The following is a 22,662-nucleotide window of genomic DNA, read 5'->3' as shown; positions in this document are numbered from 1 at the left end:
AAATTAATGCATGGCATGTGGCAGGAGTTTGACCGCCTGCCTTAACTCCGTACACCGCCACGAGACCTCCGATCGTTCATACGCGCTTCCGGTTCGCATCACCGTTCCGCTGACGATTGCTGTTCCGGGCGGTTTCAACCCGCGGACCATGTCGGCGACCGAACTCCCGCGCAATATGCGCGGCAGGCGATTTCATTTGACGGATATCCTACAAGTGGATATGTCTGTTGCATCTTCTCTTTGCAGACGGAAATGAGAACGCATGTCGCTGAAGTCCATGAAGCCCCTCGCCCGTGCGCCTCTTCTGCACGTGTCCGTGCAGGAAAGCCTGCGGGCCTACATCAGCGACAACAGATTACAGCCGGGCACACTGCTTCCGGCTGAATCTGAGCTTGCGAACCAGCTCGGCGTCAGCCGCAATTCCCTGCGTGAAGGCATCAAGGCGCTGGAATCGCTCGGCGTTCTGGAATCGCGCCGTGGCGTCGGCATCTTCGTAAAGGCATTCTCATTCGAGCCGCTGCTCGACAATCTCGCTTATGGGCTCGGCGGCGCGCTGCGCCAGATCGAAGAAGTGATCGAGATCCGCCGGACGCTCGAAGTCGGGCTGATCGGCAAGACGCTTGAAATGATCGGCGACGACGATATTGCAGAGCTACGCGCGACGGTCGACCGCATGCGGGTCCATGCCGAGCGGGGTCAATCCTTCGCCGACGAAGACCAGCTCTTTCATACCCTGCTCTTTCGCTGCCAGCACAACGAGACCCTTGCCCGGCTGATCGATGTGTTCTGGCTCGCCTTCTACAAGGCGTCGGATTTCGTCAACCTAGACAATGTCGACCCCGTTGCGACCTGGAGGGATCACGCGGCGATTGTCGATGCAATCGAGACGAAGGACGTCGCGGAAGCGCAGAAGCGCCTGGATCGCCATTACGACGGCATTTCCCGGGTGATCGCAGCCAATAAGAAAAGTGCAAACGTGGGAGGAGAACAATGAAACGACTGCAGAGACTATCATCCGCCATCGCGCTCAGTGCGATAATGGCGACGACCGTCGTCCCGGCCCTTGCCGGCCCCGTGCAGGCAGCCACGCTGTCCGGCGGTTTCGACGTCGGGCCCGGCGGTTTCCAGGGCAATTTCAATCCGCTCGCCGCGACAGGCGGCTTCACGTGGCTCAGCGTCTATTTCGAGCCGCTGGTGACCTATGACGAGAAGCTCGAGAAGGTCGTCGGCCAGCTCGCCTCGTCCTACGAGGTCAGTCCCGACCAACTGACCTACACCTTCACGCTTGCCGACGCCAAATGGCATGACGGCAAGCCCTTCACGGCAAAGGACGCCAAGTTCACCATTGAACTCGCCAAGAACGCCAAGACCGGCTCCGTTCTGGCAGCACGACTGAATGCCGTTTCCTCGGTCGAGGCCAAGGACGACAAGACCCTTGTCATCAAACTCTCGGCCCCATCCGCAAGCCTGATGGACACGCTGACGAAGGTGATGATGCTGCCGGAGCACGCGCTTTCGCAGATCCCTGCCGATCAGCTCGCCAAGAACACATGGTGGTCCACCGCGCCGATCGGCACCGGGCCGTTCAAGTTCAGCAAATATGTCACCGATCAATATGTCGAACTTGTCGCCAACACCGACTACCGAGGCGGCAAACCGGCAATGGAAAAGATCATCAACCGCTATTTCGCCAATCCGGCAGCGGCGATCGCCGCGTTGCGCGCCGGCGAGATCCAGTTCACCTACGTCGATTCCAACGATCTGAAGGCCTTCAACGACAATAAGGATTTCCGCGTCATCGAGGGCAACTCCTTCGTCGTCAACTATCTCGGCTTCAATCACGACTCGCCGATCTGGAAGGATGTTCGGGTCCGTCAGGCGGTGATGTACGCGATCAATCGCGATGCGATCATCCAGAGCCTCTACGGCGGCGCTGCCAAACCGGCAAACTGCGCCTATGTCGCCGACCAGGTCGTGCCGAAAGGCATCGAGGCCTATGCCTACGATCCGGAAAAGGCCAAGCAACTGCTGAAGGAAGCCGGCTGGGATGAGATTAACGGCAACAAGCCGATCACCCTGCTGACCTATTACACGACGCCGCTTGCCGCCAATGTCATGGCCGCGGTCCAGGCGATGCTCGCCCAGGTCGGCATCAACGTCACGCCGCGCGCCGTCGACACACCGACCTATAACAGCATCGTGCTCAATCCCACGCCTGACGTCGCGCAGTTCCAGATGGTCTATGCCGGCCTTCAGAACGGCCCGGATCCGGGCAGCATCAATGTCGGCCTCAACGAAAAGCAGATCCCGCCGACCGGCCCGAACGTTGCGCGTGTGCGCATGCCGATGCTGACGGCCGCTCTCGACGCGGCGCTTGGCGAGACGGATGCCGCAAAGCGCGACGGCCGCTATCAGGAGGTCTGCAAGGTGATGAACAAGGAACTGCCGTGGGGTCCGCTGTGGGTGGCGAAACGTTATGGCGTCGCCTCCGCCAAGCTCAAGGACTTCATCTGGACGCCTGCCCCCGGCGGCGGCCCGTACCAGGCGCATCCGGAGAAATGGGCGATCGCCGAGTAAGGCGTAACGCGTCCTGAGAACGCAAAGGGCGGGTCCGCGCGTCTTTCGAGGCGCAGTGGGCCGCCCGCACAGGAATGGATTTCATGCTGAGATACAGTCTCCGGCGCCTGCTGATCGGAGTGGGCATGCTGCTTGCCTTGAGCGTGCTGATCTTCGCCATGCTGCGCCTCACGCCCGGCGATCCAATCGACGCCTATATCGACCCCAATATTCCCATGTCCTCGTCGGATCTTGCCGAGCTGCGCGCCACGCTCGGCCTCGATCAGCCGCTGCCGGTGCAGTATCTTGGCTGGCTGCGGCAGGCGCTAATGGGAAATCTCGGCTATTCGATCAAGCGGCCCGACCAGCCGGTGCTCGGCCTCGTACTCTCGCGCGTCGGCCCGACAGTCCTCTTGATGGGATCGGCGATCGCGATCGCGATCGTTGCAGGCATCGCCACCGGCATCGTCGGCGCGGTCCGGCGCAATTCCATCACCGACCTGTCCCTGTCGGTCTTCGCAGTCACCGGCATTTCCAGTCCGCCGTTCCTGAGCGCTCTTGTTGGCCTCTACTTCTTTTCGGTCTATTTCAACTGGATGCCCTCCGGCGGCATGCTGACACCCGGCCAGGAATTTTCCGTCGCCGACCTTCTCCATCACCTCATTCTGCCCGCCACATTGCTGGCCGTCGCGCAGACAGCGCTGATCATGCGCTACATGCGCGCTTCCATGCTGGAGGTCCTGAACCAGGATTATGTGCGCACCGCGCGCGCCAAAGGTGTCTTCGAATTCTGGGTCATAACCAAGCACGCGCTGCGCAATGCGCTGCTTCCCGTCATCACGCTGATCGGCTCGACCATCGGCCTTGCGATCGGTGGCGCGATCTTCATCGAAAGCGTGTTCAACTGGCCGGGCATGGGCCTGCTCATGGTCGATGCAGTGGAGGGCCGCGACTATCCGGTTATCATGGGTTCGACGCTGGTGATCGGCGCCTGCGTGATCGTCGTCAATCTTCTGACCGACCTTGCCTATGCGGTGGTCGATCCGCGGATCAAGGTGGGCTGAGCGATGCTGGCACGAAACCCTGCCCGCAGCCCGGGCCCGATCGAACGCTCCATGCATCGCTTCCTACTCAACCGGACCGCCTTGCTCGGCCTTAGCATGATCGCGCTGATAATCGTTGCGATCCTTTCCTATCCACTGTGGTGGAGCTTCAAACCCAACGACATCGATCTGCTGGCGATGAATGCTGGGCCCGGGTCGGCACACTGGTTCGGCACCGATGGGGTCGGCCGCGACATTCTTGCCCGGGTCATGGACGGCGGCCGCATTTCGCTGCTGGTTGCCCTCACCTCGACCATCATTTCCGCCATCATCGGCTTCCTGGTCGGCGCCGTCTCGGCGCTTGCCGGCCGCTGGGCAGATGCGGTCACGATGCGTTTCGTCGAACTCGTCATGACGCTGCCGCCGGTCATCTTCCTGCTGGTGCTCGCCTCGATCGCCGGCACCGGCATCTGGCCGACGATCTTCGTAATCTCGCTTCTCTCCTGGCCTCTGCTGGCACGAATGGTGCGCTCGCGGCTCCTCGAACTTCGCGAACGCGACTTCGTGATGGCGGCAAGAGGCATGGGGGCGGGTCTGCCGCACCTCCTCTTCCGTCACGGCCTGCCGAACTCGATCGACATCCTTGTCGTCTTCGCGACGCTGCAGATCGCCAATGCCATCCTGCTCGAGGCCGGCCTTTCCTTCCTCGGGCTCGGCATTGCGCCGCCGGCGGCAAGCTGGGGCAACATGCTGAATGCCGCCCGCTCCACCGCCGTGCTCGAACAATACCCCTGGCAATGGCTGTTTCCCGGCGGATTCCTCGTGCTTGCCGTCCTTGCAATCAACTTCATTGGCGATGGTCTTCGCGACGCCTTCGACCCTCGCGCCGAATTAAACTGACGATCGAAAGAAAGCGAAAATGAGCAAATTCAAGGGTGTCGTTCCTCCCGTCATAACCCCGCTGAACAAGGATTACACCGTCGATTACCCGTCCTACACACGGGTGCTCGAAAACCTGATCGAGGCCGGATGCCACGGCCTCTTCGTGCTCGGCTCGACCAGCGAGGTGATCTTCCACGACGAAAGGACCCGGCAGCAAATCATCGAGCATTCGGCCAAAGTCATCAACGGTCGCGTACCGCTGATCGTCGGCGTCATCGACCCGACCACCGACCGGGTCATCAACCATGCCAGGACCGCGAAGTCGGCCGGCGCCGACGCGGTTGTCGTGACGGCGCCGTTCTACACTGTCACAAGCCAGGCCGAGATCATCGATCACTTCCGCTATATCCGCGATGCCGTCGACGTGCCGCTGATCGCCTATGACATTCCCGTTTGCGTGCATGTGAAACTGCAGCGCCAGACCAGCGTGGCGCTTGCGAAGGAGGGCGCGATCATCGGCATCAAGGATTCGAGCGGCGACGACGGCAATTTCCGCTACGTGCTGCTCGATCTCGCCGAGCACAAGGATGTCTTCCTGATGACCGGCTCCGAAATCGTCGTCGACACGGCGCTGCAGATGGGCGCCCATGGCGTCGTGCCCGGCATCGCGAATGTCGATCCGCATGGCTACGTCAGGCTCTGGAATGCCGCGCAGCGCGGCGACTGGGTCGCGGCCCGCGATGAGCAGGAGCGCCTCTGCCGGCTCTTCGAGATCGTCTCAGTCGGGGCGGGCCGTGTCAGCGGCGGCGCCGCCGGCATCGGCGCCTTCAAGGCGGCGATGAAGAGCCTCGGCATCATCGACACGGCGCTGATGCCGCGTCCGCGGGCAGCTCTCAACGAGGCTGAGACGGCAAGGATCGACGAAATCCTCCGCGCGACCGGCCTGCTTTCCTGATGGATTCCATGCAACAGACCGCCGACACCATTCTCGATGTAAAGGGGCTGCGGACGGTTTTCCGTATCCGATCGGGTGAGGTGACGGCGGTCAACGGCATCGATCTGACGGTGGCGGCCGGCGAGACGCTTGCTCTCGTCGGCGAGTCCGGTTCGGGGAAATCGGTCACCAGCCTTTCGGTGATGCGGCTTCTGACCCGCAATATCGGTGCGATCGCCGCCGGCAGCATTCATTTGAAGCGCAAGAACGGTGCGGTCAGCAACCTTGTCGCGCTCGCCGAACCGGATATGCGCGCCATTCGCGGCAATGACATCGGCATGGTCTTTCAGGAGCCGATGTCAAGCCTCAATCCCGTCTACACGATCGGCGACCAGATTTCCGAGCCGATCCGCATCCATCGCCGGGCGGACCGGAAGACCGCGATGGATGCGGCCGTCGCCCTTCTCGACAGCGTCGGCATTCCCGATGGCAGGCGCCGCGCCAGTCAATATCCGCACGAGCTCTCCGGCGGCATGCGCCAGCGCGCCACGATCGCCATGGCCCTTGCTTGTGACCCGACGCTGCTGATCGCCGACGAGCCGACGACGGCTCTCGACGTCACCATCCAGGCGCAAATTCTGGCCCTGCTGCAGACGCTGCAGCGGGAACGCGGCATGGCCATGCTCTTCGTCACCCATAATCTCGGCGTCGTCGCCGAAATCGCGCATCGGGTGGCGGTGATGTATGCCGGGCGGATCGTCGAGACCGGACCGGTGGGCGAGGTTTTCCGCAATCCGAGACATCCCTATACGATCGGCCTCCTGGCCTCGATGCCGAAGCTCGGCGATGCGAGCCGGATGAAGCAGGCGGGTGAAAGGCTGGCGGCCATTCCCGGTGTCGTTCCGAGCCTGATGGACATGCCGGTCGGCTGCGCCTTCCAGCCGCGCTGCAAATTTGCCATTGACGACTGCCGCGTGGCTGTGCCGCCGCTTGCCGACATAGATCCGCGCCACAAGAGCCGCTGCATTCGCTGGCAGGAGATCAGATGAGCGAGCCCCTTCTCTCCGTCCGCGACCTCGGGAAACATTATACGTCCCGCGGGGCCAGGCTGACCATCCTGCAGGACATATCCTTCGATATCGGCAAGGGCGAGGTGGTTGGGCTGGTCGGCGAGTCCGGCAGTGGCAAGACCACAATCGGCCGATCGGTCCTGCGGCTGGTCGAACCATCGGCCGGCAGCGTCCGCTTCGACGGCACCGAACTCACCACCTTGTCCTCAGCCGAAATGCGGCGTGTGCGGCCGCGGATGCAATATATTTTTCAAGACCCGTTCGCGAGCCTTTCGCCGCGCATGACGATCGGGGAAATCCTGACCGAGGGACTGAAGATCCAGGGCCTGGGTACGGCAAGAGAAAGATTGGAGCGCGCCCGCGCCGCACTCGAACAGGTCGATCTTCCGCAGGAGGCCGTCAACCGGTATGCCCACGAGTTCTCGGGCGGCCAGCGGCAGCGGATCGGCATCGCCCGCGCGCTGACGCTCGCGCCGGAATTCATCGTCGCCGACGAGCCTGTCTCGGCGCTCGATGTTTCGATCCAGGCGCAGGTGATCAATCTTCTGCGCGACCTGCAGCAGCGTCTGGGTCTGACCATGCTGTTCATCAGCCACGACCTCGCCGTAGTCGAATATATCTGCGACCGCGTGATCGTGCTCTACCTCGGCCGGATCATGGAAATCGCGCCAAGTGCTGGGCTTTATGCCAGGCCGCTGCATCCCTACACGCGGGCGCTTCTCTCTGCGATCCCCTCGCCCGATCCCAATGCGCCGCGCGAGCGCCAGATCTTGAAGGGTGATATCCCGAGCCCCGCCAATCCGCCGAGCGGTTGCGTCTTCCGCACGCGCTGTCCGAATGCCCTGCCCGCCTGCGGCGAGACCGTGCCGGAGCTGCGCGAAATGCAACCCGGGCATTTCAAGGCCTGCATCCGTGATGACCTGAATTGAAGGACGTGCGATGACCATCACAAGCCGCCGCCATCCGATCGCGGGCAATTGGGCAAGCCTGCTCCTGCCGATCGCCGAAGACGACAGCATCGATTTCGAAAAGCTCGCTTGGGAAATCGACATACTGATCGCTGCCGGGGTCGACGGCATCTATTCAAACGGCACCGCTGGAGAATTCCACAACCAGACAGAAGCGGAATACGAGCGAATTCAGGACGTGCTGGCGTCGCGATGCCGCGCGGCCGGCATGCCGTTCGTGATCGGCGCCTGCCAGCCCGATCCGATCATCATGCTCGATCGGCTGCGCCGCGCAACCGCACATAGACCATTGGCAATCCAGGTGATCCTTCCCGATTGGTGGCCGCTCACCAATCGCGAAGCCATCGATTTCCTGAAACGGGCGTCGGAGGCCGCCCAAGGAATCCCGCTCATCCTTTATAATCCCCCGCATGCGAAACGTGTCCTGTCGCCAGCCGAGCTCAGCCACGTGTGCGGCCCCTGCCCGTCGGTAGTCGGGATGAAGATCGCCGATGGAGACGAGGCCTGGTATGCGCAGGCACGAGAGCATCTTGCCGAATTTTCGCTGTTCATTCCCGGCCACCATCTCGCAACCGGCATGAAGCAGGGCGTTGCCTCCGGGGCATTTTCGAATGTTGCTTGTTTTAATCCCCGCGGCGCCCAGGCCTGGACCGACCTGATGCATAGGGATCTCGACGCCGCGCTTGATATCGAAAGCCGCATCTGCACCTTTATGGACAATCACATCGTCCCATTCCGCCGTGACCGCGGCTATTCAAATGCAGCGCTCGACAAACTGCTCGCGGCGATCGGCAACTGGGGCCCGGTCACCACAAGGCTGCGCTGGCCTTACCGCTTTATCGCCAAGCAAGAAGCGGTAAGGCTGCGCGACCGCGCGCGCGACATCATCCCGGAGCTCTTCGCTCAGTAGGTGATACGACGCAGGGCCAGCGGTTAAAATCAGGCGTTCGAAGGGATGCGGGCGATGACCTTGATCTCGAAATCGAAGCCTGCCAGCCAGTTCACCCCGATCGCGGTCCAGTTCGGATAGGGCGGCTTGGAGAAAATCTCCTGCTTGACGGCCATAATCGTTTCGAACTGATTTTGGGCATCGGTGTGGAACGTCGTCACATCCACCAAATCGTCAAAGGTGCAGCCTGCAGCATCCAGCGTCGCCTTGAGGTTTTCGAAGGCCAGCCGGACCTGGCGTTCGAAGTCCGGTTCAGGTGTTCCATCGGAACGGCTGCCGACCTGGCCTGAGACGAAGAGAAGGTCGCCGGTTCGGATGGCGGCCGAATAACCATGGTCCTCGTAAAGGGCGTGTCTGTTCGCCGGAAAGATTGCTTCGCGTCGATTCATTGTCATCTCGCTTCCTATTGTTGATTGGATGAGCAGCAGGCTATGAAGGAGCTTCACAGGTCGCCATGCCATCTGATATACGGAGCGTATATGAAATACGCAGCATACGGGTCGCATGTCAAGCTTCATATACGATCCGTATGTGAAGCTGGAGGTTAGATGGCAAAAAAACGCAGCCAGACGATGGAGGAAAATCGTGTGAAGCTGATCGCGGCCGCACGTAAGGCCTTTGCGGAGAAAGGATATGCGGCCGCCTCGATGGACGAGCTGACTGCCGAGGCCGGGCTGACGCGGGGAGCGCTTTATCACAACTTCGGAGACAAGCGCGGGCTGCTTGCCGCAGTTGTCGATCAGATCGACACGGAAATGGCGTCGCGCGCCCAGGCGATCGGCGCCCGCGCGGGTGACGATTGGCAGGGCCTGCTCGATGAGGGCGCGGCTTATATCGAAATGGCGCTTGATCCCGAGGTCCAGCGCATCGTCCTGCTCGATGGGCCTGCAGTATTGGGTGATCCTTCACAATGGCCGAGCCAGAGCAGTTGCCTTCAGGCAACCAGGCAGACAATCGAGCGCCTTATCGTGCAGGGCGCGCTCAAGCCGGTGGACCCGGAAGCAGCTGCCCGGCTGCTCAACGGCGCTGCGCTCAATGCCGCCCTCTGGATCGCTGCAAGCGACCAGCCGCAGGATGTACTGCCGAAAGCTGTCGAGGCGTTCGATGCCTTGGCTGCTGGTCTTCTCAAGACGTCCGCGTAAACGTGCGAGATGCTGGCGGCAAATGGGAGCCAGATAGGAAAGATGCGATGCGGAGTGGCCAACCCTGTCGTCTGTCACCAGTAGCTCCCGAAAACCAGGAAAACCGCACCGACCGCGATGACCACCAGCGCGGGCCAGTTCCGCGCTAAGCTAAGAAATCTCAGGCCTTGGCGCCGCGGTTCGAGCGTGGCGCCGCCTTGCGGCATCAGGTGCGGATCACTCGGCTTTCGACGAAGCGTCGGCCGGAAGAGAAAAACAAGGCCGCCAATTATCAGAGCGGCACCGATCAGAACTGCCCACATCTTGGCCTCCGCCGGGAATACGGGTGTGAGCTAAACCGGATCCGGCCGTGATTGTTCCGCTACGTCCGCGATATGCAACCGCGCTGTTGCGGCCGGCCGGAGATAAACGGATTTGTCACTTCCTGAGTAAACATGTATTCGATCGCCGAAACACCCTGCCCGACCGTCGCGGCTGATCTGCCGCGCGCCAACCGAACGCGATTGCAAATGACCGAACATGCCATGACCTGGGGGATCGCCGGCCTCACTGCGATGGGCGTCGTCGTCCGTCCGTTTCGGTGGCCGGAAGCCATCTGGGCTGTCTTCGGCGCCCTGCTCCTGCTCGCCTTCCGGCTCGTCGGACCCCAGGATGCTCTGGCCGGCGTCGCCAAGGGTGGCGATGTCTATCTCTTCCTGATCGGCATGATGCTGCTATCCGAACTTGCCCGGCGCGAAGGTCTGTTCGATTGGATCGCCGCCATTGCAATCGCGTACGCCAAAGGATCGCCCCGACGTCTTTTCGTGCTGGTCTATCTTGTCGGCGTGGTTGTCACCGTCTTTCTTTCCAACGATGCGACGGCCGTAGTGCTGACGCCGGCCGTCTATGCCGCCTGCCGGACGGCGCGGGTGAAGGACCCAATGCCTTATCTCCTGATCTGCGCCTTCATCGCCAATGCCGCCAGCTTCGTTCTGCCGATTTCCAATCCGGCCAATCTGGTGATCTTTGCCGGCGGCGACATGCCGTCGCTGTCCCGCTGGCTGTCGACATTCATGCTGCCGTCGATCATTGCGATCGTCGCGACGTTCCTCTGCCTCTACTGGACGCAGCGCCGCGCCCTTGCAGAAGACACTCTTGCCGCGGACACGCAACGGCCGCCCCTCTCCCGCAGCGCCCGCCTGGCGGGATGGGGGATCCTGCTGACGGCGATTGTTCTTATCGCTGCGTCGGCGATGCATATCGATCTCGGCGTGCCGACCTTTGCTGCAGGCATGATCACCACCACGATCGTTCTACTGCTGACGCGGCAAAGCCCGGCCGAGACGCTGAAAGGCATAAGCTGGAGTGTTCTGCCGCTGGTCGCGGGCCTGTTCGTCATCGTCGAATCTCTCGATCACACCGGCTTGACGAAGCTTCTCTCCGATCAGCTGGCTTCACTAGCCTCGACCTCGCAATCGCAGGCGATCGGCGTTGCCGGCCTGCTCGTCGGCGTGATCTGCAACCTCGTAAACAATCTTCCGGCCGGCCTCCTTGCCGGCAGCGTGGTGCAGGCAGCCGGCGTCTCCGACAAGATCGCCGGAGCCGTACTGATCGGCGTCGATCTCGGACCCAATCTGTCGGTAACGGGGTCGCTGGCGACGATCCTGTGGCTCTCTGCGCTGCGCCGCGAAGGCCTGCATATCGGCGCCTGGAGATTTCTAAGGCTCGGAACCGTCGTCATGTTCCCCGCGCTCTTTCTGTCTCTGGGATCGCTCCTGCTGTTTTGAGGTGCTGCCAGCGCGACGACCGCTCAATCACCGGATCCGGATAGAGCCGCAGCAGTGAGTTCGCCGCTATCAGCGCCGATATAGGTGTCCCATTCGTCTGCTTCCCAGAAGAACGACATGTTTCAGCTAATCTTGGAACGCCGACATTCGGCGGTCGCCGATTATGTCCACGAGACGGTGTCGGATTTGTCAAATGTCCTGCAATGCTGCCGCCTTGTTCGACAATTCAATTACTTTGTTTCGAGAGTTCATTGATCGAGCGCAATGCGCCGGCGCCAAGATCGCTCGAAGATGGCCATCTCACGGAGCGAAAGGAATGCGCTATGGGACCGTAACAGCCGTGATCCTACTTGCCGTCCCCGCCTGCTACGGCAGTGCAACTTGGTGGCCGCATCCGGATCAGTCGGATGATGCCTCGCAGACGAAGACGGCACCTAAGGAAGGCTACCCGGATCCATTCATCCCGCCGACCAAGGGTAACGGATTTTGATCCTGCCGAGGTCGGCGGAATCGGCGCCGGCGACTGTGAGGAGTTCTTAGCCGCATGCAGCAGACCTGGGTGACTTCTTGAAATTGGTCCACCTGCCACGAGCAGAGAAGCGATGATCTTTAAGCAAAAGACGAATGCGGACTTGGATGAACCGGTTTATGTTCAAGGTGGCAATGCGGGCGCCGGATACGATCCGCAATACAGGCGAGGCTCGAATACCTTGCCAGGAATGGAAAGGTTCGAAAAAGCGGTACAGATTTGCGAAAGAAATCTGTTCTGCGGCATTGCTCGGACAATTGTCTGATCAAACGGCCAAGAGGCCTTCGTGCAGGCAGTTTCCGAAGCAAGAATGATTACGTGCGCGCCGAATGCACCGCTCGGAGCTGCTCCCGGCGACACGTCGACTAGCAGCCATCAAGCGACTGATGACTATTCGCTGGAGGACCGATGATGGGCATCATCGACGAGCGTGAAGAAGCACTTGAGAAAGAGTACATCATGAAGCTCGAGCGTTCGTTCCATATCCGGGCGAGGCGCGACCGGATGCTGGCACGCTGGGCGGCCGAGCTCATCGGACGAAATGACTTCGACGTCTATTTCGACGAAGTCATTTCCGCCGGGTTGCTGACGTCAGGGGACGAGAAAGTCTTCAAAAAGGTTCTGAGCGACCTGCAATATGCGGATCTCGCGATAGACGCTCAGACGGTTCGCGAGAAAATGGAGCAGCTTCTGCTTGAAGCGGTAAGGTCCCTCGACGAGGCCGGGTAGATCCGGGTGATGTGGCCAGGCTGCCGGCAATTTCGTGCAGGAGAAATCTCGTGAACATTCCCATTCCCCACCCATTCGCCGCCGGTCTCGGCAGCCGTAGCGGCCTCGTCACTGAAGAGGCCGAGAGCCGGCTGGTGCGTTTCGGTCCAAACATTCTGCCCGAGCCCAAGGCTCCCTCTTTCGCGTTTGTCTTCTTGCGGCAGTTCCGCAGCCCCTTGATTTATATCCTGTTTCTGGCAGCCGCCATCTCCCTGGTGGTCAGTGATACCAAGGACGCAGTCTTTATCGGCGTCGTCTTGCTGCTGAACGGCTTGATCGGCAGCCTGCAGGAATATTCGGCAGGCCGAGCTGCGCTGGCGCTTCGAAAGCTTGAACAACCGCGTGCCGCCGTCGTTCGCGACGGCGAGGTGCGGGAAATTGAAGCACGCCTGCTGGTGCCGGGGGATCTCGTGCTTCTGGAAGCCGGCGGAAGGGTTCCGGCCGACCTCGCACTGGTCGAGGCGACCGACCTTCTGTGCGACGAATCCCTCCTTACCGGAGAATCGCTGGCGACGCGCAAGGCGGCACGGTCCGGTGGCGTGCCGGTTGAGGAGGACAAGACGGCAACCGCATTCGCGGGCACGCTGGTCACGCGTGGACGCGGCACGGGCGTCGTGACAGGGACGGGACTTAGAACCGAGATCGGCAAGATTGCCGCCGAAATCGGCAAAGCCTCCGCCTCGCAACCGCCGCTGATGATTCGGCTTGCTCTTTTCTCCAATGTGATCGCCTGGGCGGTGGGGTTGACGTCGCTTGTCTTGATCGGCATCGGCCTCATGCGAGGGCTCGCGTGGAGCGATCTTTTTCTTATGTCGGTCGGTCTTGCCGTGAGCGCAATCCCCGAAGGCCTGCCCATCGCAATCTCGATTGCGCTCGCGATCAGCATGCGTCGCATGGCGAAGCGCAACGTTATTGTGCGGCGAATGCCGGCGGTCGAATCGCTGGGCTCCTGCACCATGATCGCCACCGACAAGACAGGGACTCTGACGCTCAACGAGCTCACCGTTACCGATCTCCGGCTCCCCGGCGGCACCGATCTTGCCCTCGATGCGGGTACTGACCTGGACACCTGCGAGATCAAGGCGGCCAATATGAGCGTGGCGGAGGCACGCGTACGGGCCGGGCGACTGCTCAGAGCGGCCGCGCTTCCCAACGAGGGCTCCCTCATGCAGGACGTGAACGGCTGGAAAGGCGTCGGCGACACGGTCGACGTCGCCCTATTGGCCGCCGCGCGCAAGGCGGGCTTGGCGCAAGAGAAGATGGCAGCGGATTTTCCCTTGCTCGCCCGCATCCCTTATGAGCCCGATCTGAAATATGCTGCCTCCTTCCATCGTGGGAGCGATCGCGTGCGCATCTTCGCGAAGGGCTCGACTGAGACGCTGCTTAGCATGGCCGACCGGATGGATATCGGCGACCGGGTGGTGGAAATCGACAGAGATAGGCTTCTCGCCCAGAAGGAGGAGATGGCGGCCCGCGGGCTTCGGGTTCTCGCTTTCGCAGAGGGCGAAATCCGCAGTGATGCCGTTGTCACCCTCGGCCACCATCATCTTATCGATCTCGTATTCCTTGGCATTGCGGGCATGCAGGATCCGATCCGCCAGGAGGTTCCGCAGGCGATCCGAGAATGCCGCGCCGCCGGCATCGAGGTAGCGATGGTGACGGGCGACGACCCCAAAACAGCAGCGGCCATCGCCGCTCAGGCGGGTTTGCCCTTCGGCCCGAGCCAAATCACCACCGGCGACGCAGTGCGGGAGGCCGAAGCCGCAGGCCCGGAGCGGCTGGATGAGCTTACGAAACGCGCGCGCATCTATGCCCGCGTCGTTCCCAATCAGAAGCTTGCGATTGTGCTCTCCATGGCGCGCAATGGCCATTTCGTGGCGGTGACCGGAGACGGCGTCAATGACGCTCCAGCCCTGAAACACGCTCATGTCGGTGTCGCCATGGGCGTGAAGGGTACGGAGGTCGCCAAGGAGAGCGCGGACATCGTCGTTGCCGACGACAATTTCGCCTCCATCGTCAGCGGCATTCGCGAGGGTAGAACCGCCTATTCCAACATTCGCAAAGTCATCCTCATGCTGACGGCGACAGGAGCTGCGGAAATGCTGCTGTTCCTGCTGGCGATTCCGCTCGGTCTTCCAATGCCACTGCTTCCCGTGCAGCTTCTCTGGCTGAATCTCGTCACGAATGGCATTCAGGACGTGACGCTCGCGGGAGAGCGACCTGAGGGCGACGAACTGGCAAGGCCGCCTCGCCGCCCCAAAGAGCCAATCTTCGACGGGCTGATGGTTCGCCGGATCGTCCAATCCGCGCTCGTCATAGGCGGCGGTGGCTTTGCAGTCTTCTATTGGCTGCTGTCACAGGGCTATGAGGTCTCCGAGGCGCGCAATCTGCTGCTTCTGCTTTTCGTCATGTTTGAGAATGTACAAACTCTCAGCTGCCGTTCCGAGCATCGCTCGCTCTTCTCGCGATCCTTTTTCAAAAACCCGCTGCTGCTCGCCAGTATCGTAGCGGCCCAAGCCATCCATATCGGCGCCATGCATGTCCCGTGGTTCCGTGAGGTGCTTGGCCTGGCGCCGACCTCGCTCGCGGAATGGGCGCTGACGCTTCTGGCCGCCGCCTCGCTTCTGCTTGTAATAGAGATGGACAAATTGCGTGGACGTACCTCTTCAAACACGCACCTGCACGAGATCGAGGCTGAATGAACTCTCGGCGGAGGCAGCGTGTGCAGTCCTTGCGTCATGCCCACCCGCGCTCAGCCTTGCAGAGGCCTGATAGCTCTGGGATCGTTCCAGATTGACGTCCGTCACGGTCGGCCTCGTCGAATCGGCTAAACTATAGCCGCTGCGACGGCCTCGAGCGGCGCCGCGCCGCTGTTACCTGCCGCCGGCACCCCTCCCCAGGAAGCAGGCTCGCCTATGTGGCTGGTCGTTTTCGTGACAGCCGGCCTTCACATTGGCGGAGGCCTGCTTCAGGTGTCGATTGGGGTCACTGGGCCTTTTCATTGCGGGAGCGGCACTCCATCTCCTGGCGACAGCGGCCATAGGCGTCGCGCTCGCAACAATTGCCACAAGTCGGCCTGGTGCTGATGCCGCTGCAGACTCTCGGGCGCCACCCACGCCGCGCGAGAGCACGTCCGAGGCAACACAGCCGATCATGCTCGCGGCACCAACACGCATTTCATTACGATGGCACAAGCTGTAATCTATCGCGGCGCCGGCTTTTCATCGTCTGGGCGCAATTCCGTTGGCTTGCAGTGACTGCCGCGGTCCTGTTCGCTTTTCACTACGCGGATTCGCAGGTCGCTGAAGTGACCCCGGACAGTCCTGCTGTCGACGTCCATTGACGGCGATCAAGGAAATGACGTTGCAGAGGCTTTATCCTGCCTTCAGTTTCAGGAGCTCGGAAGATGCTACAAATTCGATCAATCATGACTCCCAATCCGACGACGATCGGGCCGAAGGCAAAGATCTGGGAGGCTGCCAATGCTATGGTCAATCGCCACATCAGCGGGTTACCGGTCGTCGATCAATCCGGCGACCTGCTTGGCATCATCAGCGAAAGCGACTTCTTGCGACGCGGCGAAATCCACACGCAAGCTCCCCACAGCCTGTGGCGAGATTTCTTCGCTTCCCGCGGCGAGCTGGCCGAGGAGTACGCGAAAAACTTCGGAAACGACGTCGGAGAAATAATGTCTTCCCCGGCGGTGACCGTGCAGCCGGATGCATCCATCGAAACTGCCGCCAAGCTGATGGCGGAAAAGAACGTGAAGCGTCTTCCGGTGGTCGAAGGCAACCAGCTCATCGGTATCGTCACGCGCTTCGACGTCATGGCCGCACTCGTCCGCGAGCTTGCCAGCCAATGCGCCGCACGAACGGATAGCGATATCCAAAGTGCGCTGGAGGCGGAACTCGCTCGTCAAAAATGGGGAGATTCCGTGACTCTGCACGTCGCCGATGGCGTGGTCACGCTGGAAGGCCGAGTGCTGGACTCGCGGGAAAAGACGGCCCTGCACGTGGCTGCAGAAAATACGCTCGGAGTGAAGCGGGTGGATGATCGAGTCCAGGTCGTGGCGCCTCCAGACATGCCGGTGCCGCCACCCGGCTTCTATCTTTGACGGCTGTCGGGGCAGTCTTTTCCTTCCTTCGGGAAATCACTGAGGGTGCCAGAACGATGTCCGGCCCAATCGGCCGTCCTCTGGGGTGAGCAGGCAAGGCGCGAATGCCCACTGGCTGAGATCCCAAGGTCATTTGCGGCGCGGCATCACAAACGGATCAACCGCGATCCTGCCTCCGCCGAACACGACCAATGCCAGCGCCATCGCCGCCCAGGGCAGGTGAAAGTTGGCCCAGCCATCCGGGATGGTGATCTGGATAATCGCCGTCATCAGCAGCAGACCGAGAGCAGCAAAGCGTGTGGCCAAGCCGAGGATCAACAGAATTGGCAGGACCAATTCTCCGATTCCGGCCGCCGTCGCCATTGCCAGGGGAAACGGGTAGGCAACTACGCTGCCGAAGATATGAAGCTTGAACTCCTGCTCGAAAAGATATCTTGCGCCCGATGAAAGCGTCAGGAAACCGTCCCACTTTGTCAGCCCCGACTTGAAGAATGGGATAGCCAGCGCAAAACGCAGTGCCAGCAGCGGCAGCGACTTGGGAACGGAGGCGAGCAGGCCTTCAGCACGTGTGACGAGGGAGGCAGCGGCAGAACCAAAGCCGCGCGAAGGGGCCACGTCGGTTTTCATGTGAAGTTTCCTTTTTACCGTTGAAAGGCTATAAACGCGCCGAGACCGGCAAGGCCGACCAGAGCCGTTCCAAAATCGAATTCGGGGGCAGCGGCAAATGCCGCGTCTGCCGCCTCGCCAAGGGTGGCGGCGTTGAACAATGAGGCCGCAAAGACCGCGTCCTGAGGCGGCAGGACATGAACATTAACCGACATCTCCGGTCGCAGGACCAGGACAGCTTGCCCGCCCCAGTCCGAGACCGGCGAAACCACTTCCTCTTGATGTGCGCTCCAGATCGAACCAATCGGGAATCTCGACCGGATCAGGTGCGCTGAGGGATGTCGGACGAGCCGCAGGTCGGAAAGCATCTCGGGCGCCACGGCTCCGAGTGCCGCAAGATCGAGAGGTTCGCAGTCGGCGGCGTGGTAAGCGTCTGTCCAGGCCGCCTCGAGTCGGGCGACATCGGGCAGATAAGCAAGCGCCCTTGCGGGTTCAAAATCTGCGACGAAATCCGGAAATCCGTCGCCATATTTCATGATCAGCGGCGAGGCCGGCTGATGACCCTGGGCGTAGGCTCGCGCCATGGCCACAAAGAACTCCGAGCCGACGAGCCTCTCCGTCACCGGAAAGCGTTGCGCCAATGCCTTTGTCAGTCCGACGAACACATTGTTGCGGTATACGGCAAACCGCGCCGGGTCGGGCCTGCCTCCTACGTTGACGATGCCGTCCGGCACCGGCCGGTCGGCATCGAGCAACGCATCGGCGAAGGCGCTTTGGCTGGTTGCGAAATCCATCGTCATGCCGCCCGGATCCCGCGTCCGCTGCGGCGAAGCGTTTCGGCGGCGAGTATCGCATCCGCGCGTTTCGCCTCTGAATACAGCGTGGCGAAATCAGGAACATTGTTGTCCCACTCAATCAGCGTCGGAAGTGCCCCGGTGCGCGCGAGGGTATGCCTGTAGAGCGCCAACACGTCGCTCTTCACCGCCGTCGCGTGCGCATCGATCAGCAGCCGGTCGCCGGCGGGGTCGACGGTTTCGTCGTAACCGGCAAGGTGAATCTCGCCGACGAACTCGGCCGGAAAACGATCTATATAGGTGGCGGCATCGAGCCGGTGGTTTACCGCCGAGACCATCACATTGTTGACGTCGAGCAGAAGGCCACAGCCCGTCCGCTCAGCGATCGTCGCCAGAAAATCCACTTCATCAATCGTACTCTCTGCGAACAGTATATAGGTAGAAGGATTTTCCAGCAGCAATTGCCGCCCTAGCGCCTGTTGCGTTTCATCGACATGGTCGACGACGCGCGCCAGCGTTTCTTCCGTATAGGGCAGCGGCAACAAGTCGTTGAGAAATCCCGTGTCATGCGTCGACCAGGCCAGATGTTCGGAAAAACTCTGCGGGCGGTAGCGGTCGAGCAAGCTGCGAAGCCGCTTCAGATGTGCCTTGTCGAGCCCACGCGCCGCGCCGATCGATAAGCCGACGCCGTGCAGCGAAAGCGGATAGTGTTCCGTGATGGCTTGGAGATAGCGATGCGGCGGCCCGCCTGCGCCCATATAGTTTTCGGCGTGCACCTCAAAGAAGCCGACATCCGGCAGATCGGCCAGAATAGTCTCGTAATGCTCGGGCTTGAGGCCCAGGCCGGCCCGCGCCGGCAGGAGGAGGGGTTGGGTTGCTGAAGCGGTCATCGCATTTCTCCCGGTTTGGCCAGAAAACTGCGGAGGCCCGGGCATCGGCGGGCCCCCGCATTCGGGTCAGCCTTTGGTCGGCTCGAGCTTACCCATGTGCCCGTTGACGTTCATGCTGGTGCAGGTGCCGGCTGGGACGGCCTTCCAGGCATTTCCCTGATAATCCATGGTCGATGTCCCTGCGCAGGTCGTGCCGGCACCGGCGGCACAATCATTTTGACCCTTGAGCGCGATGCCATAGCATTTCTCGTTACCCACCATTTTCTCCGCCGGCAGCGGTGCGGCGAAGGCAGCGGATGAAAGGGCGGTGGCTAGCGAGCCTGCGAGGGCAAGGGTCAGAGTGGAACGGTTCATAGATGGTCTCCTCTTGAAAGGTCCGCGTACCGGTCATCGGCCGCGTAGTCCTTCCTTCGAGCCAGCAATCCCGTTTGTTACAGGCATGACGAACACGAATTGGTGATCGGCGTTCTCAGGCGCCCACGGCGTCAATAAACCGGCGCGATCTGCTGCAAGGCGGAAGAAAAATTGCTGATGTATCCCCACCGGGGGTAGGTCGATTTCGCTGGAAATGGCGACGTGACCCCTTTATCTTGCGCGCGATGGCGTGTGCTGCGTGCGCCGCGGGCTTTCCCGAAATCGACGGAGACTGAAGATCAACCTTCCAAAACACAGGGAGCGCTGACTGGTGTCGTCGCCTATCTCTCCAGGTCTCATCCGATCCACCCTTCGCCAGTTCCTCGACAGCGGAGCTTCAGGCGGCCTCATCCTGATGGCGGTGGCCTTCGCTGCCATCGTGACGGCGAACTCACCGCTTGCAGAAGGTTACTTCCACGCCCTTCACGTCTATCTGGGGCCGCTCAGCCTGCTGCACTGGATCAATGACGCGCTGATGGCGCTGTTCTTTCTCCTCGTCGGGCTCGAGATCAAGCGCGAAATGCTGGACGGCCAGCTCTCCAGCTGGAGCCGCCGTATTCTTCCGGGCGCGGCGGCACTGGGAGGCATGGTCTTCCCTGCTCTCTTCTACATCTTGTTCAACTGGGAAAACCCGGCCGCGCTGCGTGGCTGGGCGATTCCGACCGCGACGGACATCGCGTTCGCCCTGGGCGTCATCTCGCTGTTCGGTCCGCGCGTGCCTGCGTCGTTGAAGATCTTCCTGGCGGCACTCGCGATCATCGATGACCTGGGGGCCGTCGTGGTCATTGCGCTGTTCTACACGAATGATCTCAATCTCCTGGCGCTTGCAGGGGCCGCGGCGGTGCTGGCGGCGCTCTATGGCATGAATCGCAATAAGATTTTGAAGCTCTGGCCATATCTGCTGCTCGGCGCCGTTCTCTGGGTGCTCGTCTTCGCATCCGGTATCCACGCGACGCTGGCCGGCGTTCTTCTTGCTCTTACCATTCCGCTGAAGATGACGCCGGGAACACGCGAGGCAAGCCACGACCAGTCGCCGTTGCACCATCTCGAGCACATCCTGCACAAGCCCGTCGCATTCGTCGTCGTTCCGGTCTTCGGCTTCGCCAATGCCGGCGTCTCCTTCTCCGGCGTCTCCGCAGCCACGCTGACAGAACCACTGACACTCGGCGTGGCAGCAGGTCTGCTGCTTGGAAAACTGGTCGGCGTCCTCGGCACGGTCTTCCTGCTCGTCAAACTCGGCCTCGCCGACCTCCCCGCAAAGGCGAGCTGGGGGCAAATGACCGGTGTTGCCGTCCTCTGCGGCATAGGCTTCACCATGAGCCTTTTCATCGGGCTGCTTGCATTTGACGATCCCACCATCCAAGACCATGTGAAGATGGGCATCCTGCTGGGGTCTCTGCTGTCCGGCATGGTCGGCGCGGCGCTCCTCGCAACGTTCAAGAGGCGATTGTGAGGCAGCGGGGCTGAAGGCGCCGATCCCTTGCAACAGAGAGCGACACCCGCAGGTCCCGTCGACGGTGCCGCGCCCAGCGACGAGCCGAATCATCTGCAAGACTCGGCTGCCCTGAAGAACCCGGCCGATAGCGCTTGTTTCAGAAGAACAGGATGCTCGATCAAAGCTTGGCAGCAACCATCTGGCGATAACAAATAAAAGTCTGTTCGAATTCTGCGCAAGCTTGGGTAAAATCGACCGATCACTGGCTCCTGCAGTGACTTTTCGTCCGTTCGCTGTTTTCTTCATTATCCCGAGTTAACATCGCTTACACTTCGGTTTCAGAATGTCGATACCTTTACGTTCAGTCTCATTGCAGAACAGCTGCCGTAGCTACCGCGTTGAAGATCTCATGGCGAACGCTTCTTTTGCCGCAGCTCTGCGCGATTCCGCGCTCGAGTTACTGGCAATCCATCGCAGAGCGCCCAGAATAGTGCGTTATGTGGCCGATCTGCAGAAGTGGCTGCTCAGCCAAGCGGCTTTGGCATTGCACTTTGAGCGGAAACTTGACCCGTCCTGCCCGCCATTGACCGTCTCCAATCTAGCAAAGTTTTTGGTCGAGAACCACATCGCCAGCCATAACACCGCGGTCGCACATGTGAAGGAGATGGCGTATTACAAATTGTTCGAGCCGGTGGAGACGACGGATCGGCGCGCCAAGCCGTTACAGGCGAGCGCCTATGCTGAAACCTTGATCCGGCAGTGGTTCGAAGGGCACCTTCGTTCCTTGGACGGCATGGACGCGGGAGATCGATGTTTGCGGTCAGAAGCGGATGAGACAATCCTGTATCGCGCGCAGCCGCGTATCGCCCGTCGGCTGTTTAATCATCCCGATTGGTATAGGCCGCCCGAAAGCATTACGCTGTTCGTCAGGTCCGAATCCGGAAGCAATATATTGCACGACCTCATGTCGCGTGTGCCACTGGCGCCGGTCGTAGGTGAACGCACCTGGGTCGGCGATGTCTCCGCACGTTTGACCGCAGCCGAGTATGTCATTTCCCGCAGTCATGCCAGCAGATTGCTGGCGGCGGCGCAAAATCAAGGATTACTAGGATGGGAGGCTACCCAAATGAGCGGGGATTGCTGGATTTCTGCGCGATTCGTTCTCGACTATAGACGCTGGCAGGCCACGAAATTCTCCGTGATCTCCGAGGTTTTGTCGAGCATCCGGTAGATGCAAGAAATATGGCATGCCGCACGCTAGAGCTTTTCCGGGTTAGATTGAAGCATTCTGTTGGCTCAAACGGAGTCGGTTTGTCGACCGGCCAGCGCGCGTCGTAGCAAGGCTCTACGGCCAAGCAGAAGGGGCCGCATCGAACTCGTCGACACGACCCGCTTTGGTCTTTGTTTTGCGATTATTGTGATCGCAGACTACTGTGCTATTCAGAACGCCTCAAAGCACATGGCGACGCCCATGCCGCCGCCGATGCACAGGGTGGCGAGGCCCTTCTTCGCACCGCGGCGCTTCATTTCGAACAGCAGCGTGTTGAGAACGCGCGCCCCGGAGGCGCCGATCGGATGGCCGATGGCAATCGCGCCGCCATTGACGTTGACGATCGAGGGATCCCAGCCGAGATCCTTGGTGACGGCGCAGGCCTGCGCCGCAAAGGCTTCGTTGGCTTCGACCAGATCGAGATCGCCGACCGACCAGCCGGCCTTCTCGAGCGCCTTGCGCGACGCCGGAATCGGGCCGGTGCCCATGATCGAAGGATCGACGCCCGCCGTTGCCCAGGAAACGATGCGGG

General features: G+C 61.1%; 22 protein-coding genes and 1 pseudogene. 16 read left to right on the top strand and 7 right to left on the bottom strand.

Annotated elements, in window-relative coordinates; genetic code table 11:
• Positions 1-262: 262 nt before the first annotated feature.
• The 8 genes from GA0061105_RS24410 to GA0061105_RS24375 all read left to right on the top strand — a co-directional run bounded on the left by GA0061105_RS24410 (position 263) and on the right by GA0061105_RS24375 (position 8,363).
• Complete coding sequence (locus tag GA0061105_RS24410; RefSeq protein WP_092753460.1) at positions 263-994, top strand: FadR/GntR family transcriptional regulator; 732 nt, start codon at positions 263-265, stop codon at positions 992-994.
• Positions 991-2,577 (top strand): ABC transporter substrate-binding protein, encoded by a 1,587-nt coding sequence (locus GA0061105_RS24405; protein WP_092753458.1) that lies wholly within the window; start codon positions 991-993, stop codon positions 2,575-2,577. Before GA0061105_RS24410 ends, GA0061105_RS24405 begins: the two co-directional genes overlap by 4 nt.
• 83 nt (positions 2,578-2,660) lie before the next feature.
• Positions 2,661-3,620 (top strand): ABC transporter permease, encoded by a 960-nt coding sequence (locus tag GA0061105_RS24400; protein ID WP_092753574.1) that lies wholly within the window; start codon positions 2,661-2,663, stop codon positions 3,618-3,620.
• Between the two features lie 3 nt (positions 3,621-3,623).
• Positions 3,624-4,499, top strand: coding sequence for an ABC transporter permease (locus tag GA0061105_RS24395; RefSeq protein ID WP_092753456.1), 876 nt, complete (start codon positions 3,624-3,626; stop codon positions 4,497-4,499).
• A 19-nt stretch (positions 4,500-4,518) separates the two neighbouring features.
• On the top strand, positions 4,519-5,436 hold the full coding sequence (locus tag GA0061105_RS24390; RefSeq protein ID WP_092753454.1) for a dihydrodipicolinate synthase family protein: 918 nt from the start codon (positions 4,519-4,521) through the stop codon (positions 5,434-5,436).
• An 8-nt stretch (positions 5,437-5,444) separates the two neighbouring features.
• A complete protein-coding gene (locus GA0061105_RS24385) occupies positions 5,445-6,464 on the top strand; it encodes an ABC transporter ATP-binding protein (protein WP_092753572.1) in 1,020 nt (339 codons plus the stop codon).
• Complete coding sequence (locus tag GA0061105_RS24380) at positions 6,461-7,414, top strand: ABC transporter ATP-binding protein (protein WP_092753452.1); 954 nt, start codon at positions 6,461-6,463, stop codon at positions 7,412-7,414. The genes GA0061105_RS24385 and GA0061105_RS24380 overlap by 4 nt, the downstream gene beginning before the upstream one ends.
• A gap of 10 nt (positions 7,415-7,424) precedes the next feature.
• Positions 7,425-8,363 carry a dihydrodipicolinate synthase family protein gene (locus GA0061105_RS24375; RefSeq protein WP_092753450.1) on the top strand — a complete coding sequence of 313 codons (939 nt, stop codon included), beginning with the start codon at positions 7,425-7,427 and terminating at the stop codon, positions 8,361-8,363.
• Positions 8,364-8,392: 29 nt separating this feature from the next.
• On the opposite strand, the gene GA0061105_RS24370 is transcribed toward GA0061105_RS24375, so the two are convergent.
• Entirely contained in the window at positions 8,393-8,791 is a 399-nt protein-coding gene (locus tag GA0061105_RS24370; protein ID WP_092753570.1) for a RidA family protein, read from the bottom strand.
• A gap of 159 nt (positions 8,792-8,950) precedes the next feature.
• Here GA0061105_RS24370 and GA0061105_RS24365 point away from each other — a divergent pair, with 159 nt between their 5' ends.
• Positions 8,951-9,544, top strand: a complete 594-nt coding sequence (locus GA0061105_RS24365; protein ID WP_092753448.1) for a TetR/AcrR family transcriptional regulator — start codon at positions 8,951-8,953, stop codon at positions 9,542-9,544.
• A gap of 74 nt (positions 9,545-9,618) precedes the next feature.
• Here the strand turns inward: GA0061105_RS24365 and GA0061105_RS33460 are convergent, their stop codons facing one another.
• Positions 9,619-9,846, bottom strand: coding sequence for a hypothetical protein (locus GA0061105_RS33460; RefSeq protein ID WP_064709816.1), 228 nt, complete (start codon positions 9,844-9,846; stop codon positions 9,619-9,621).
• A gap of 207 nt (positions 9,847-10,053) precedes the next feature.
• On the opposite strand from GA0061105_RS33460, the gene GA0061105_RS24355 reads away from it, so the two are divergent.
• The 5 genes from GA0061105_RS24355 (at position 10,054) to GA0061105_RS24335 (ending at position 16,721) form a co-directional block, all read left to right on the top strand.
• Positions 10,054-11,310, top strand: coding sequence for an arsenic transporter (locus GA0061105_RS24355; protein ID WP_092753568.1), 1,257 nt, complete (start codon positions 10,054-10,056; stop codon positions 11,308-11,310).
• 602 nt (positions 11,311-11,912) lie between these two features.
• Complete coding sequence (locus GA0061105_RS24350; RefSeq protein WP_208601700.1) at positions 11,913-12,104, top strand: hypothetical protein; 192 nt, start codon at positions 11,913-11,915, stop codon at positions 12,102-12,104.
• A gap of 146 nt (positions 12,105-12,250) precedes the next feature.
• Positions 12,251-12,568 carry an ATPase inhibitor subunit zeta gene (locus tag GA0061105_RS24345; RefSeq protein WP_167358578.1) on the top strand — a complete coding sequence of 106 codons (318 nt, stop codon included), beginning with the start codon at positions 12,251-12,253 and terminating at the stop codon, positions 12,566-12,568.
• A gap of 50 nt (positions 12,569-12,618) precedes the next feature.
• Positions 12,619-15,309: a cation-translocating P-type ATPase gene (locus GA0061105_RS24340; protein WP_092753444.1), complete on the top strand. Its 2,691-nt coding sequence runs from the start codon at positions 12,619-12,621 to the stop codon at positions 15,307-15,309.
• A gap of 704 nt (positions 15,310-16,013) precedes the next feature.
• Positions 16,014-16,721, top strand: coding sequence for a CBS domain-containing protein (locus GA0061105_RS24335; RefSeq protein WP_092753442.1), 708 nt, complete (start codon positions 16,014-16,016; stop codon positions 16,719-16,721).
• 129 nt (positions 16,722-16,850) lie between these two features.
• On the opposite strand, the gene GA0061105_RS24330 is transcribed toward GA0061105_RS24335, so the two are convergent.
• The 4 genes from GA0061105_RS24330 to GA0061105_RS24315 form a co-directional block, all read right to left on the bottom strand.
• Positions 16,851-17,348: a DoxX family protein gene (locus GA0061105_RS24330; protein WP_064693772.1), complete on the bottom strand. Its 498-nt coding sequence runs from the start codon at positions 17,346-17,348 to the stop codon at positions 16,851-16,853.
• A gap of 14 nt (positions 17,349-17,362) precedes the next feature.
• Positions 17,363-18,127 (bottom strand): HvfC/BufC N-terminal domain-containing protein, encoded by a 765-nt coding sequence (locus GA0061105_RS24325; RefSeq protein ID WP_208601699.1) that lies wholly within the window; start codon positions 18,125-18,127, stop codon positions 17,363-17,365.
• The gene (bufB, locus tag GA0061105_RS24320; protein ID WP_092753438.1) at positions 18,124-19,011 is read right to left on the bottom strand and encodes an MNIO family bufferin maturase; all 888 of its coding nucleotides are present in this window, start codon (positions 19,009-19,011) and stop codon (positions 18,124-18,126) included. Before bufB ends, GA0061105_RS24325 begins: the two co-directional genes overlap by 4 nt.
• A 66-nt stretch (positions 19,012-19,077) precedes the next feature.
• Positions 19,078-19,365: a BufA1 family periplasmic bufferin-type metallophore gene (locus GA0061105_RS24315; RefSeq protein ID WP_064693769.1), complete on the bottom strand. Its 288-nt coding sequence runs from the start codon at positions 19,363-19,365 to the stop codon at positions 19,078-19,080.
• Positions 19,366-19,696: 331 nt separating this feature from the next.
• On the opposite strand from GA0061105_RS24315, the gene nhaA reads away from it, so the two are divergent.
• Entirely contained in the window at positions 19,697-20,878 is a 1,182-nt protein-coding gene (nhaA, locus tag GA0061105_RS24310) for a Na+/H+ antiporter NhaA (protein WP_208601698.1), read from the top strand.
• Between the two features lie 391 nt (positions 20,879-21,269).
• Positions 21,270-22,091 (top strand): hypothetical protein, encoded by an 822-nt coding sequence (locus GA0061105_RS24305; RefSeq protein WP_092753434.1) that lies wholly within the window; start codon positions 21,270-21,272, stop codon positions 22,089-22,091.
• A 209-nt stretch (positions 22,092-22,300) separates the two neighbouring features.
• Here the strand turns inward: GA0061105_RS24305 and GA0061105_RS24295 are convergent.
• Positions 22,301-22,662, bottom strand: a pseudogene (locus GA0061105_RS24295) (acetyl-CoA C-acetyltransferase); the annotation flags it as partial.

The sequence above is a fragment of the Rhizobium aethiopicum genome (genome assembly GCF_900094625.1).
GTDB classification, from domain to species: Bacteria; Pseudomonadota; Alphaproteobacteria; order Rhizobiales; family Rhizobiaceae; genus Rhizobium; species Rhizobium aethiopicum.
The sequence above is the reverse complement of the archived record's forward strand: the minus strand, read 5'-3'. Positions and strand labels throughout refer to the sequence as shown.